Genomic DNA, 13,239 nt, shown 5'->3' with positions numbered 1-13,239 from the left:
CGGCTGCCATTGAACGCGGCGTAATGGAACTGATCGACCGACGAATGGGTTATCTTGAGGTTCGACAGGCCACACCGCAGCGTTCCGATCACCACGGTCGTTTGATCGCAGATGTGTTATACATAGCGAGGACATGATGGGTACCAACGATACCAATGCCACGCCCGAGCAGCGTCGCCCAAAGGATGTTAAACCGCTTTCGGAAAAGCCTGAGGGCGCCGATAAGGGCTCGCTTGCCCCGACGACAGTCCAGCCCGCAGGGAGCAAGGATGAGAGCGAGCGACCGATCGTCAATCCCATCACCGGCGCGGCTCTGTGAGGTGGTCGATGACCGAGCAAGACGACCTCCGCCAGCGCGTTGAAGCCCTGGCCGCAGCTGCCGAAGCCGAGCCGGAGACGATTGCAGATCTCAGCTCGCTCGCAGTTCAGCTCTGGGCTAATTTCGACGAATTCAGCGTTGAGGACCTCGAGGACATTCTGCGCGATACTTGGCAAAGCCGAGGTTTGCCCTTTAACGACAATACCGCATAACCTTCTACGCGCTCGCTGGAGATTTACCCTTGCATCCAGGTTGAGGGATAAGACTTGTCGAGAAGATAGGTCGGAACTTAGAAGATAGAATTCATCTTCCCCGTTTACCTTCGTTCGAGCGATTCTGATGCGGATAGTTTCGGCGCATAGTTGGCATCCGCCCATATTTGAGCTCTGTCTGGCTTCCCCTGTTCAGTACGTGGCACGCGCGTGTAGGCGAGAAACTCCATGGAGTTGGCTATCTCACGCGAGAAGCGTTCCTCGATAACGCGGCGGCATTGATCTTCGCCCAGAGCGCCGGCCGGTCTCGGTTCGATCGCTGCAATACGCCGGTTCTGCGCAAGGTCGATCAGGACAATGGCGTAGCGAACACAAGCAAGCTCGCATAGAACGTTTTCCATCATGGTCGGTGTAATCCAACGCGTACCGATCTTTTCGATTTCCGTCGCCCGACCCATGATGTGAAGGCGTCCTTGGTCATCAAGATAACCAAGGTCACCTGACCGATACCAACCCCCTTCGAATGCCTTTGTCGCCAGATCGGCCCGATTTCTATATCCCTGAGCCATCCCCGGCGCGTTGACTTCGATGATACCGGGCGTCCACCGATCCGTCAGAGCCCCGTCCAATCCCCGCAGTCGCACGGCGACGCCGGCCATCAGGCGTCCCGCGCTCGTGAAGTCTTGATCGTAGTCGTCCCGGGACAGGGCACTGACCAGGCCCATCTCGCTTGCGCCATATGTGTGCATCAGGCGCGATCCGAGGTTGGCGAAGGCGCGTTTGCGAAGTACCTCGGGTGCCGACGCACCGATATGAACGAGGTAGCGCAACGAAGACAGGTCAGTCATCGCAACATCAGCATGGTCTATAAGCTCGAACAGTTGCGGTTCGACCAGAAACAGGTCGGTGATTTTCTGGCTCTCGATCTGTGCAAGCGTATCGGCGGCGTCAAAGCAGTTCCGCATGACGACATATCCGCCGTTCATCAGCGTCACATCGACAAGGATTTGGGAGAGATAAGCCAAGGGGCCGTTGATGAGTTGGCGACGATCTGGACGACTTACTGCGCTGACGGCATGGGTGTAGGATCTGAAATCGCGACAGCTTCCCTTTGGCACGCCCGTGCTGCCACCCGACGATACCACGACAGCCAGGTCGTCATTCTGAGCCAGGGACACAAACGGTCTCCGTTGCGCGCCAACGACGACGTCGATGTCGACAACCAGCGTAGCGCAATCCATGCCAGTGGGCACCAGATGATCGGTTCCGGGGAAGGCGACGAGGAGGTCGGGAGCGATGTCGTGGATCAACTGCTTCCTCACCTCGGCTTTGGAGGGTGACGAAAGGAAGCATGTTGCCGCACCAAGCAGGTGAGCGGCATATCGCGTCGCCAGTGCTTCGGGCCTGTTCGGTGCGATGATCCCCACCAGGTGTCCCGGAGCGATACCGTAAATGGAGAGCCGGTCGACCAAACCGCTGATCAGGTCCAGGAACTTGGAAGCAGTCATATCCCTGTTTTGGAAACGAAGTACCGGTCTTTCGGCTGGCGCTTCCTCCAGGGTTCGGATGAGCGTTTCAATGTAGGTCATACTCTCTCCAGCCAGGCGTGGCAGCTCACGACATGATGACGAAGTCTTTTCCGGTGCGTGTGTCCGGGTATAAAGGCGCGTCGGTGAGAACCAGAACGGAACCAAGTTGAAGCGAGGATCGCATGAGCCCCGCGAACTCATCGGTCGTATGCAGGCTTTTGATCAAACGGGCGTCTGCGGAAAACGCTGCGGCGGGTTCCGCTCCCCCTCGAGCGACGTCGACCCATTGCGGGCCCGTCGTAGGGTCGATGCTCTGCATCGTGAACACGCGGCTACCAAGCTTTCCTCCGCCATCGATCGATAGCGGCGCCTCTCCCTTCAACTCGTCATTTTCGATGAGCATGATCTTGCTGTCCGCCGACGATGCAATCACCGAGACAATCGGGTGAACTTCTGAGGCAGCCCAGTCTGCCGGATGCTTCGGCCCGTCCTTAGCGACCACCGCCTGGTCGAACTGTCCTGCCGCTCCCCCTCCAAGGACGAGGCCGGGGTCGATCAGCCCAGGCGCGTCTGTCGCGCCAGCGATGATGACTGGCGTTCCGAGGTGGGTTACCGTGAAGAGGTCTTGCGAAAAGGCCAGCGGGAGGCGCACGCATCCGTGCGAGGCGGGATAGCCAGGCAAGTTCCCGGCATGAAGAGCGATCCCCGACCAGGTAAGCCTGTTCATGTTCGGCATCGGCGCGTCACTATAGATGTTGGATTCGTGCATCGCGTCTTTTTGTAGGACGACGAAGACGCCAGTCGGCGTTTCATGGCCCGCCTTGCCGCTGGAGCATGTAGATACTGCGATGCGTATGCCGTTGCGATAGACATGAACGAGCTGACGCGGCAGGGAGACGATGACAGCGACCGGCCCATTCGGTGATCGATCAGGGTGCCAAGTAAATTCTCCCGGCCGCAGATTTTCGATCTCAATGAGGGCGCTTGATTGCGCGAAAAGCGATGTCGGCAAAAGGGCGACCCCGATGCCCGCAAGCAGTGTCCTGCGCGTCGTTGTAAATGTCATTGCCTGCTCCAATGTCTGATTTTTGCCCTGTGTCGGCCGATGGGAGCGAAATAATCTGATCCCGTTTTCATCGCATACCCAGAAGTGGTGATGCGGCAATGGATCGATATCGGCTAATCCCCCGGCCATCGGAGCACATCGACTGGCCACTGATGGTCTGGGACGCACTCCGGTCGGCAGCCGACGCTCTCCCAAAGACGACGATCGTCCGACAGACCAGCATTCAACAGCAGTCCAATCGAAATGCACATCGAGCGAGCGTAACCGCCCGCAGCATTCAACACATCTGGAGTGAACATGAACACGAAATTTGCAGTCATCCTCGGCGCTGCCGCACTGTTCGCAGCACCGTCTATGTCTACCGCAGCGCCGCTGATGCCGACGATCGAGGCGCCGTCAGAGATCACGCTGGTCGCCGGCGGCTGCGGCCCCAATGCGTGGCGCGGTCCTTATGGCGGTTGCCGCACCACCCCATTCTACGGTCGTCTTCCGAACGGCTACTACCAGGAGCGTCCCGTCGCCAGTAACGCGTGCCCGCCCGGCTACTGGCGCGGTCCTTGGGGCCATTGCCGCAACACGCCCTATCACGGTCGTCTGCCCAACGGCATGTGGAAGTAAACGGAGAGCCGACAGATGACTGTTTCGAAACTCTCTGGCGGACTTGCGCTCGCACTGGCCCTGGTGGCCGCCTCTGTTGTCCCCGGCCATGCAGACGTTGCCAAGATCGGTATCCTGTCCTGTGACGTGTCGAAGGGCATCGGCGAAATCCTCGCTCGCAAGCAATCGCTGACCTGCCAGTTCAAGCCGGACGGCGGCCAATCTGAGACCTATGTCGGTAACATCGACGAGTACGGTGTCGAGATCGGCAAGGTCGATCAAGGGCACCTGATCTGGGGCGTCGCGTCAGCAACGCGCGGTATTGCGCAGGGTGCACTTGCGGGCACGTATGTCGGCGTCGCCGCAGGTGCCGCGCTCGGAGTAGGCGCCGGAGCAAACGCTCTGGTCGGCGGTAGCAATCAATCGTTTTCGCTACAGCCGATCTCCGTCGACGGTGAGACCGGCATCAACATCGCAACCGGCGTTGCCAAGGTCACCCTGACAGCCGCCAACTGAAGAACCCTCGCAAACTTGGAGAACTGAAATGACCGACTTCACACTTTCACGCAGAAACATGCTTGCAGCTGCAGGCGTTGTGCTCGCCGCAGGCTCGGCTGCTGCCCTCGTATCGTCTCCTGCCATGGCGGATCAAGGCAATATGGATGCTGCATTGCGCCAGCTCCAGAATGCACTGAATTCGCTTCACCGCGCGACCCCGAACAAGGGCGGACACAAAGAACGCGCTGCCGAACTGGTCATGCAGGCCATGGCCGAAGTCCAGGCCGGCATCGACTATGCAGCCGAACACGGTGGCGGCTGATCTCCGAGCCTTCCGCAACGCAACGGTACTCAAAAAGGAATTCGACAATGATGCGCATGAATAAAGTAGCACTGCTGTTGGCCGGCTCGCTCACGCTGCTGGCGGGAACCGCGCTGGGCCAGGATATGGCCAAGGCACCGCATGTGCCCCTGCAAAAAACCGTGGGTCAGGTCAGCCAGCAGGCGCCTGTCGCATCGCTTCTTGTCGTCAACGCCGACGGTGCGAAGCTGGAAGGCGACAAGCTGGTCCTGACGGGGGTTGCCGCCAACTCGATCATCTTTTCCGATCGTCCGACACGCGCAGCCGGACACATCGCGACCGACGAAATCGTCAAGCAATGGGGCGCTGGCGCTGACAGTTTCGACAAGGATCCGCCGAACGCAACGGTTTCGGTTCTTGGCGGCGGGTCGAATGTCAGCGACGCCGTGGTCACACTCAAGTCTCCCAAGCTTGATGGCGCGACGCTGACGTTCGACGTTTCTGTGCTGGAAGGGAACCTGTCTGGCACATCTGGCCCGGCGGCTCTCTTTATCGACCATTGGCGCGGCTGGAACAATGCTGGCTGGTACGCGCTCGGCGCAGCTTCGGGCGCCGCTATTGGTGCGGATCTGGCAGCTCCACGCTACGTCGCGCCATACTATCCGCCCGCGTATTACCCGCCAGTCGCCGCGGCATGCCCTCCGGGCTGGTGGCTCGGCCCATGGGGTCATTGCCGTGATACCCCTTACCATGGTCGCCTGCCTGATGGGCAGTGGCAGTAACAGGACCGGGCGGCTTCGGCCGCCCCTTTCACACCTGTTCTAATCTAACAAACCTGATGCCTTTCTGGATCGCCGTCATGACACGCATTCGTTACATCGAGCCTTCCAAGCGCCGACGCATCGGCATCAGGGAAACGCTTCGACTAATCGTCGGATACACATTGGCGGCGCTCGCCATGTGGGTGGTGTTCTACAACGGCCCCGCAAAGGCGGACGACCATTTCTATCAACCGGAAAACGGCGAACTCGCTGGCCCTCCTGGATCGATCATCAAATCGGAATCCATGCCGTTCGCACAGCAAGGTGCTTCCGCCTTGCGCATCCTCTACAGATCGCTTGGACTACACGGCGAACCGATCGCGGTTTCCGGCATCCTCATCAGCGTATGCATCCTCGCGCGATGAGCCATGAACTTTACAGATTTGCGATCTCGACCCCATCGTTAGATCTCCTCGCGGGACTCCCAATGGCGGTGATTATTCGGCTCGTGCGTGAGAATGCTCCCGACGCTTATGAGGCGGAGGAGGCCATTGCGATGGTCAGCGGCGGCTTGACCGATGCCGGTAGGTACGACGCGGACGGATGGTTTTGCTGTTTCGCGCGACGCAACGTAGCGCGGCACTAGCTGGCGTGTTCCGCCATGTGGTCGTGGAAGGCTCCCTTCCACTTGACTTTGACGAACAAAACAAGAACAATTACCGATGACCCGACGCAAAGGTGAACTCACACCGGCTGGCATTGATAGAAGCTGGCCTCATCAGATCGCGCACCTTGCCGAGCTGTTCCTTGGCAAGCTTGGCGCGGAGCAGGACGATTTCTGCCACGGAAACCGCTTGCTTCGCTGCCAGCGGTTTCACTTTGTCACGTTCGAAGACAAGAGCTGTGTCGTGCATTGCTTCGCTACCAAGGCGAACGCGCAGGGCTTCCTAGACCGTTACGGTGGAGAGTGGTTTGATCCTCGGAAGCGGGGGAAGGGCTCCAACTGGAACAAGCGGTATAGAGGGGCAGCGGGACAGCGCGTGCAAAGGCGCCGTCGAGGGACAATATAGACACCGAAACGCGGCTATGCGGCTGCCGGATTCTTGCCTTTGCTCCCTTCTCTCCTGAAAAGCGGAACATTGGCTGTCGAGAGGCAGAGTTGCGGAACAGGTCGTGATCCAGCGGAATCGCCGCCCGTCTCGCGCCCTCATTGATCCCACGCGCTAAGCACGATACAGAAGGCGGAGGCGGGCCTGTAGCTCAATGGTTAGAGCCGTCGGCTCATAACCGATTGGTTGCAGGTTCGAGTCCTGCCGGGCCCACCATCGACTTTTTTCTCCAATAAAATCAATGACTTAGCGACCTGATATGGGTCCAGCTCCTGAAAAATGTTGGTACGATTGTTGGTATGAAAGTACCCACAAGCCATCGTACCAACAACTTTCAGATTCTCCTAAGCGATTCAAAACGTTGACGAATCTGCTGCACCGCTAATATTCCGAGTCCTGAGTTACTACGGGTTCGAGTCCCACCTATCCCCGGCACCTTTGAAAATTGTTGGTACAGCCGTCTCATCCGAGGCGCTGGCTGATCGTCGGATATTCCACAATCAGTTGAATATGCTTCTGGCCGTGATGTAGAATCAAACCACACCCACAGACGCGGGCATGACCCGCCTAGGAAAGGAAATTGGAAGATCGCGAATTGCTAGAGGCGGATTTCAGGGCGAGGCTTAGGACTTACGTAACGGCGTCAAAGGAACAAGACGAGTGGGACGCTATCGCGCCTGTCGGCATGAACGACCGCCAGAGGAAAAAGGAGCAAAAACTCCATTCCGCAACCGAGGACGCGTACGAGTCGCTTTGGGATTTTGTGCGTGCCTCTGCCGAGGGCAGGAGGTTGGTTCCATGAAAAGGAAATACTACGCCGCCTGGGAGGACCCCGCCTACCTTGCCTCCGTCAGCTATACGATTGTCCGATTTGAGATTGCAGACGCAGAATCGCGAATGGCTCAGGGGCGTTTCTTCGATCGCGATTATCAGACGGCGCGTAAGGCTGCATGGGAGGCTGAACGCTCCCGGAGGGCGATGCCATGAGTGTGAAAGTCAAAGTCCGCCTGACAGGCGGTCCCCTCGACGGTCAGAGTCGGGACATGAGACTTAACGTGCGCACGGGCCTTCCAGGTCCAATGGGTTGCGTGACGGACGCACACGCTAAGGGTATGCACGGCCTTTATCGTCCGAACCGCGAAGTAACTACCGCTCCGTACCAGCTGGTTTGGCAAGATATGCCTCGCGGTGATGCGGGGCCCTGCCATTGCGGATGCGGTGGCCGAACAGGTAAATAGTCCACAGAAATCCCATGCAATCCCAAAAAAGTGTTGGTATGGGTGTTGGTACGGCACGCTTGACCAGGGAAGAAAGCTGAGCGATAACAACGCTCTAAGGCCAATTCCTTGGTTCCTCCGGGCCCACCAATCAGTCCACAGACATCCCATGCCTTACCCGAGGAGCTCGTACTGCTTGGCAATCTCTGCGGTGGTCTTCTCGAGGCCAGGATAGATTGTGCTGGACTTGATGTTCAGCTTGGCCAACTGTTCGAGGATCGACTGCTTGTTTCTCACCGTGACGCGCCTGATGTTGAGCCCGCTGTGCCCGGTCTCGGGAAGGACGGCGTCTTTGCCAAAGATGAGAAAGGCGCCTGATTGCGACATGATACGCTCATGTGTGCTTCTGCCGCGAACGAATTGAATGCTTTCCAGATCGCTCGGCACTATGCGGGCCTCGAAATACGGCTTCTCACGTCTGATGAAGTGCAACAGCCTCCCGCACTCAGGTAGTAGGTTGAAATCCTCGAGTGACCGGCCTGTATCCAAACGGTCTTTCGCCTGCTCCTCGAGCATCGCAAGGTTTGCGATGCAGCTAACAGTGTCGGACTCGAAGAAGCGAACATGATCCTTCGGCGTCGCGAGGATGATGACCTCCCCGTCCAATTCGTTGTCGGATTGGTCGAATTGGGCCGTGGAGCAGCAAAAATAAAGCCCCACGAGTGGGTTCGAAGTCACGTCCAGCAGTCGTGTTGGGAGGCCGAAATGCTGCATGCGTACGAGTCGATCCAGCATATAGGCGTCACTGCTGAACGCGGAGGACTGAGCACTTAATAGTTCCAGAATCATGCGCGCTTCGTTCTGAAGATATTTATACTCGCCCGAGGCCGTTTTCCGATAAAGGGATGGCTCGAGCTTGTAGCGGGAGTCCGAGTGACCTCGGTAGAAAACTTCGTGATCAGATGGCACTTCCAAGGTCATCACGACCTGTATGAACTGTTCAAGGTTCTCGACAACGGTGGATGCCGGCCTTGGCTCCACTGGCAACGGTGGAGCTGGGTTCAACGGCACTGCGAGGCTCAGTGCGGGGGCAGGCCAATCTTCATTTTGAGTCAGAAGATCGGCTGCCCGCAGCGCGCCGACAACATCATGGCTCTTGACTGCCCAATGGCTGCGATGGATCTCGAGCTTTCCCATCCCGAAGGCGTTCTCGAACGGCTTGAGATCGGGAACCGTCCGAGGACCGAAATCACGTTCAATCACGAAGGAATATCGGATCTCGGTGCTCTCGATGGACAAGGCGAAAACCCGACCGATCTTTACCCAAACTGTTCCGCCCGGCTTCTGTCGGTCCGACTGAAGCTCGGTCATGAATACCGTTGGGAGACCTGCGAGGCGCGCCAGCGAGGAAGCGACTACGGGTGTAAACTGCCCCTCGATGTCGGGGATCGTATACTCAAATAGACGCGCTAGGGGAAAGGTTGCCGTGCGGATCGTATTGAGTGGCGCCTGCCAGTCCGATCCATCGTACAACATTATAAGGTTGAACATGGCGTTTACTCCTTCCGTGCGGTCGACGACCTAAACATCGAAGAGGTGCGGCACTATAGGTCGACTTCAGGATGATGAGCATCATCTTGCAACCATCAGATCCCATGGATTGACATCGGTATGCCAAATCGCCGCACCCACAATCGTCAGGATAGCGCCGATGATCGCGGGGATCGTATTGATGGTCGCCAATGCCCCCCAGTGGGTGAAATACTCCTTCAGCGAAAGGTGTTCAGCGTCGGGCAATCGCCCGGAGTCCTGCAGGCGGTCGACCCTGTCGATGATGTAGAGTCCATCGCGCCCTCTTAGGTAAGCCTTACGATAGATCGAAGCGAGCGCGAAAAGACGGCTACTATATTTGCCGTAGAAGATAATCATCGCACGCGCAGCTAGCGCGATACTCATTATCACGAGACCACAAACGGCAATGATTACGTGGGGCTTCAAGTGCGTTGCAAAGAAGCCTGTCTGAAGCAGCAGCACCGTTCCAAAGGCCATAAAGTTTTTAACCGTGATGTCCCGTTCTACCGCGAGATTGCTGTCCGCCATGTTGTGTTGATGCGTGTATAGACTGAGGAGTTCTGAACCTGAGGCTTGCTTCAGGCCGGTGCCGTCGGTCGCCGTCATTGTGAGTTCATGCTCCCCTCTTGATAGATCGGCGCGATAGGCGCCGAACTGTTTCTCGTGTTCTGTTGGCATGGGGAGGCAGAGCACAGATTGCAGACAAAGTTGAATGCACGTTCTCTCATCTTTTAGGCGCGGCGCGTACTCACAGTCATTCAAGCCTCCGCGGCCTTAATGGAGGCCATGATTGCCGACAGCAACGCTGCAGCCTAACCGTCTTCCGTCCCTAGGATTGTCAGCGTCCCTTCGTCGGGAGCCAGCAAGGCCCGCGCGACGCTGTAGTATCGCCACGAAAGTCGTCCATACCCAGTAGTTCAGTAGACGCCTGTGCGAGCGGTACTTGCTGCTCGATCGAGTCGAGATTTCCATTTCCACTGAACGATCCGTCGCACGAACGATCTCGTCACATCCGGCGCTGCAGTTTTCGCCGCCACGAACGCCGCGGTGCCGACCGATGGCAGGCCTCCGTCAGCCGGCGTTGGACTAAAGCGTGAAAAACGCTAGGTTCAAACCTAACGCGAAAAAAGGGAAGAGTAGCTCCTGTGGGTTCAAACCTCCGCGGCCTTACCATGTCAATGCACGGCTGATGATGTCGTCTTGATCTGGTTGCTGTGATAAATAACTATTTAGATACAAATATTATTGATTAAAAACAGATGGTTAAGTCTACTTTCGACGAGCCGGGCCGGTTGCGCGATCTTGACAGGAAATCGCTTTCGCTGTCTGTCTTGTCGCGAGGAGTGCGGTGAAGCTCGGTGTATGTCGAGCTTTACATCGCAAGTGAGGAGGACGCGTTTTTATGTTGAGATTTGCCGTTGTCGGGATCGACCATGGGCATACCTTCGATCATGTGAAGGGATTGCTGGCCGCCGGCGCCGAATTCGTCGGCTATTGCCCGAAGACATCCGTTCCTGCCATTCGCGAGATGTTCGAGAAAACCTATCCCGATGCACCGCAGATCGACCGTGAGCAGTTATTGGCCGATCCGTCAGTCGACGTGATTTGCATCGCGGCGATCCCGGCCGACCGGGCGGATCTCGCCATCCGCGCCATGAAGGCCGGCAAGGACGTGATGACTGACAAGCCCGGCGTGACGACATCAGCGCAGCTGCAGGCGGTGAAAGACACGGTGGCCGAGACAGGCCGGATCTTCTCGATCTGCTTTTCCGAACGTCATTGCGTGCGCTCAGCAGTCAAGGCCGGCAAGCTGGTCAAAGCGGGTGCGATCGGCACCGTCATCCAGACGCTCGGTATGGGGCCGCACCGGTTGCAACTACCGACGCGGCCCGACTGGTTCTTCGACCCGGAGAAATTCGGTGGTATCATCGTAGACATCGCTTCACACCAGGTCGATCAGTTTCTGTTTTACACCGGTTCGACATCGGCCATGGTTGCTGCAAGCTCGATCGGCAATTTCGGCATGCCCGACAGGCCGGCTTTCCAAGATTTCGGTGAGGTGCTTCTGCGCTCCGACAAGGGCTCCGGCTACATCCGCGTCGATTGGTTCACACCCGAGGCCCTGCCGACATGGGGCGATGGTCGTCTCACTATTCTTGGGACCGAAGGCTATATCGAGCTGCGCAAATACATCGACATCACTGGTCGCCCCGGCAAGGATCACCTCTTCCTCGTCAACGGCAAAGAGATGACCCACATCGATTGCAGCGACGAGAAGCTCGAGTATTTCGAGGCGCTCCTTGTTGACGTGCGCGACCGCACGCAGACGGCGATGTCGCAGGCGCACGTCTTTGAGGTTTGCCGGCTCTCTCTGGAGGCGCAGGCGAATGCAGTCAGGATCGGCAAGGGCGACGGGCAGGGGCGCTGATATGAGCAGGAAATTTCGCGTAGGCGTGATCGGGGCTGGTATCGCCGCTCGCCATCTGGCCGGTTTCGCCTGGAACAAGGAGCTGTTCGACGTCGTGGTTCTGTGTTCGCTCGATGCGGACCGGGGCAAGGCGCTTTGCGAGGAGTTCGCAATCCCTGAGTATACCCAGGATGCCGAGGCAATGATTTGCCGCGCCGATCTCGATATCATTGACATCTGCACGCCGCCGAGCTCGCATTTTGACCTCTGCCGCAAGGCAATTGAGGCCGGCAAGCATGTCATCTGCGAGAAGCCGTTGTTCGGTTCGATTGCCGAAGTGGACGAGATGGCCGGCATCGTCGCCAAGGCGAACGGCCCGAATCTGATGCCGATCTTCCAGTATCGCTACGGCTCCGGTCTTCAGAAGCTGAAGATGCTGATCGATCTCGGGCTTGCCGGCGAGGCGTTTTTGACGACAATCGAGACCCATTGGTGGCGCGGTCCGGATTACTACGCCGTGCCCTGGCGCGGCAAATGGGCAACTGAGCTTGGCGGCGGTCTGCTCGGGCACGCCATCCACGCCCATGACATGCTGAACTACATTCACGGTCCCTGCGCCGAACTCTTTTGCTTTGGCAGCACGTTGGTCAATCCGATCGAGGTCGAAGACACCGCAGCACTTTCGTTGAAAATGAAGAACGGATCGCTCGCCAGCCTGTCGATGACGCTCGGCTCGCGCGAAGAGATCTCGCGCCTGCGGTTCTGCTTCCGAAATCTGGTGGCCGACAGCATTGTCGAGCCCTATACGATGGGCCGCGATCCCTGGACCTTCAAGGCGGGCAACGACGAGCACCAGGAGAAGGTGGATGCCGCGCTCGCCCGCTTCGAGGTCAAGGAGGATGGCTATACCCGCCAGTTCGAGCTCTTCTATCATGCACTGATGCGCAACGAAGATCCGCCAGTGACGCTTGCCGACGCTCGCAATTCGCTGGAGTTGGTCACCGCCGCCTACCAGTCGCAACGCACCGGACTGCCGACATCCCTGCCGATCCTTCCCGACCACACGCTTTACCATTCCTGGCTACCCGAGGGTGCCCGTTAGCCAAAGAGAAGGCCAACGAAGAATATCGTTGTTGAGGCGATGAAAGTCGTGCTGAAGTAACGACTTCCTAAGCTCCATTTGTCAGCCTCTGAGCTATTGATTTTCATAATCCGTTGTTCGAGGTCTTTCATGTTTTTGAGTAAAGACGATTGGATCAATCAGCGCGCCTATGCGCTGTGGGAAGCGGAAGGCCGGCCCGATGGGCGCGGCGGCGAGCATTGGCAACAGGCGGCCCGCGAGTATCAGATGCTGGAGCGGACGCGAGCCTCCGCCGATGGCCGCGACCTGATCGAGCGCTTGAAGACGATGGGCCGGATCATGCGCGAAGCGGACCGCGACGATCGCTCCGAGACACCGGGGAAATCAACGTCCTCTCGCCGTTCGGCAAGCTGATTAGTTCCAGCCAGTCGTCGGCGTGATCTGTGGTGCTATGAAAAGACTTTGCAGCCTAAGATTCATTGCCATTCCAGTCATTGCCGCCTCGGCTTTGGTTCTTCTGCTGATCGACGATATAAGCTCGTCACGACGGTCTGTAATGATTGTCGCCAT

Annotated in this window: 17 protein-coding genes and 1 tRNA gene; 13 read left to right on the top strand and 5 right to left on the bottom strand. The window is 57.8% G+C overall.

Annotation, left to right across the window (positions count from 1 at the left end; translation table 11 throughout):
* The first annotated feature begins 136 nt into the window (after positions 1-136).
* Positions 137-319, top strand: a complete 183-nt coding sequence (locus tag QTL96_RS08115) for a hypothetical protein (RefSeq protein WP_289727355.1) — start codon at positions 137-139, stop codon at positions 317-319.
* 8 nt (positions 320-327) lie between these two features.
* Entirely contained in the window at positions 328-531 is a 204-nt protein-coding gene (locus tag QTL96_RS08110) for a hypothetical protein (RefSeq protein WP_289727354.1), read from the top strand.
* A gap of 104 nt (positions 532-635) precedes the next feature.
* On the opposite strand, the gene QTL96_RS08105 is transcribed toward QTL96_RS08110, so the two are convergent.
* Both QTL96_RS08105 and QTL96_RS08100 read right to left on the bottom strand, forming a co-directional pair.
* Positions 636-2,120: a long-chain fatty acid--CoA ligase gene (locus QTL96_RS08105; protein WP_289727353.1), complete on the bottom strand. Its 1,485-nt coding sequence runs from the start codon at positions 2,118-2,120 to the stop codon at positions 636-638.
* 25 nt (positions 2,121-2,145) lie between these two features.
* Entirely contained in the window at positions 2,146-3,255 is a 1,110-nt protein-coding gene (locus QTL96_RS08100; RefSeq protein ID WP_289727352.1) for a L,D-transpeptidase, read from the bottom strand.
* A gap of 168 nt (positions 3,256-3,423) precedes the next feature.
* Here QTL96_RS08100 and QTL96_RS08095 point away from each other — a divergent pair, with 168 nt between their 5' ends.
* From QTL96_RS08095 to QTL96_RS08075, 5 genes are all read left to right on the top strand, one after another.
* Positions 3,424-3,744, top strand: a complete 321-nt coding sequence (locus tag QTL96_RS08095) for a hypothetical protein (RefSeq protein WP_354669121.1) — start codon at positions 3,424-3,426, stop codon at positions 3,742-3,744.
* A gap of 15 nt (positions 3,745-3,759) precedes the next feature.
* Positions 3,760-4,239, top strand: coding sequence for a DUF992 domain-containing protein (locus tag QTL96_RS08090; RefSeq protein WP_289727351.1), 480 nt, complete (start codon positions 3,760-3,762; stop codon positions 4,237-4,239).
* Between the two features lie 28 nt (positions 4,240-4,267).
* Positions 4,268-4,543, top strand: coding sequence for a hypothetical protein (locus tag QTL96_RS08085; RefSeq protein WP_289727350.1), 276 nt, complete (start codon positions 4,268-4,270; stop codon positions 4,541-4,543).
* A 50-nt stretch (positions 4,544-4,593) separates the two neighbouring features.
* Positions 4,594-5,304: a hypothetical protein gene (locus tag QTL96_RS08080; protein ID WP_289727421.1), complete on the top strand. Its 711-nt coding sequence runs from the start codon at positions 4,594-4,596 to the stop codon at positions 5,302-5,304.
* Between the two features lie 77 nt (positions 5,305-5,381).
* A complete protein-coding gene (locus tag QTL96_RS08075; protein ID WP_289727349.1) occupies positions 5,382-5,708 on the top strand; it encodes a hypothetical protein in 327 nt (108 codons plus the stop codon).
* A 291-nt stretch (positions 5,709-5,999) separates the two neighbouring features.
* On the opposite strand, the gene QTL96_RS08070 is transcribed toward QTL96_RS08075, so the two are convergent.
* Positions 6,000-6,197, bottom strand: a complete 198-nt coding sequence (locus tag QTL96_RS08070; RefSeq protein ID WP_289727348.1) for a hypothetical protein — start codon at positions 6,195-6,197, stop codon at positions 6,000-6,002.
* Positions 6,198-6,532: 335 nt separating this feature from the next.
* Between QTL96_RS08070 and QTL96_RS08065 the strand changes: the two genes are divergently transcribed.
* From QTL96_RS08065 to QTL96_RS08055, 3 genes are all read left to right on the top strand, one after another.
* Positions 6,533-6,608 (top strand) — tRNA-Ile (locus QTL96_RS08065).
* Between the two features lie 364 nt (positions 6,609-6,972).
* Positions 6,973-7,194, top strand: coding sequence for a hypothetical protein (locus tag QTL96_RS08060; protein ID WP_289727347.1), 222 nt, complete (start codon positions 6,973-6,975; stop codon positions 7,192-7,194).
* Positions 7,191-7,379: a hypothetical protein gene (locus tag QTL96_RS08055; RefSeq protein WP_289727346.1), complete on the top strand. Its 189-nt coding sequence runs from the start codon at positions 7,191-7,193 to the stop codon at positions 7,377-7,379. Before QTL96_RS08060 ends, QTL96_RS08055 begins: the two co-directional genes overlap by 4 nt.
* Before the next feature lie 404 nt (positions 7,380-7,783).
* On the opposite strand, the gene QTL96_RS08050 is transcribed toward QTL96_RS08055, so the two are convergent.
* Together QTL96_RS08050 and QTL96_RS08045 are read right to left on the bottom strand one after the other, a co-directional pair.
* Complete coding sequence (locus QTL96_RS08050) at positions 7,784-9,160, bottom strand: FRG domain-containing protein (RefSeq protein WP_289727345.1); 1,377 nt, start codon at positions 9,158-9,160, stop codon at positions 7,784-7,786.
* A gap of 81 nt (positions 9,161-9,241) precedes the next feature.
* Complete coding sequence (locus QTL96_RS08045; protein ID WP_289727344.1) at positions 9,242-9,787, bottom strand: hypothetical protein; 546 nt, start codon at positions 9,785-9,787, stop codon at positions 9,242-9,244.
* 796 nt (positions 9,788-10,583) lie between these two features.
* On the opposite strand from QTL96_RS08045, the gene QTL96_RS08040 reads away from it, so the two are divergent.
* The 3 genes from QTL96_RS08040 (at position 10,584) to QTL96_RS08030 (ending at position 13,083) form a co-directional block, all read left to right on the top strand.
* The gene (locus QTL96_RS08040; protein WP_289727343.1) at positions 10,584-11,609 is read left to right on the top strand and encodes a Gfo/Idh/MocA family oxidoreductase; all 1,026 of its coding nucleotides are present in this window, start codon (positions 10,584-10,586) and stop codon (positions 11,607-11,609) included.
* A gap of 1 nt (position 11,610) precedes the next feature.
* Positions 11,611-12,690, top strand: a complete 1,080-nt coding sequence (locus tag QTL96_RS08035) for a Gfo/Idh/MocA family oxidoreductase (protein ID WP_289727342.1) — start codon at positions 11,611-11,613, stop codon at positions 12,688-12,690.
* Positions 12,691-12,819: 129 nt separating this feature from the next.
* Positions 12,820-13,083 carry a DUF2934 domain-containing protein gene (locus QTL96_RS08030; protein WP_289727341.1) on the top strand — a complete coding sequence of 88 codons (264 nt, stop codon included), beginning with the start codon at positions 12,820-12,822 and terminating at the stop codon, positions 13,081-13,083.
* The last annotated feature ends 156 nt before the right edge of the window (positions 13,084-13,239 follow it).

This window comes from Rhizobium sp. S163 (assembly GCF_030380805.1).
In the GTDB taxonomy this organism is placed as follows: Bacteria; Pseudomonadota; Alphaproteobacteria; order Rhizobiales; family Rhizobiaceae; genus Rhizobium.
The sequence above is the reverse complement of the archived record's forward strand: the minus strand, read 5'-3'. Positions and strand labels throughout refer to the sequence as shown.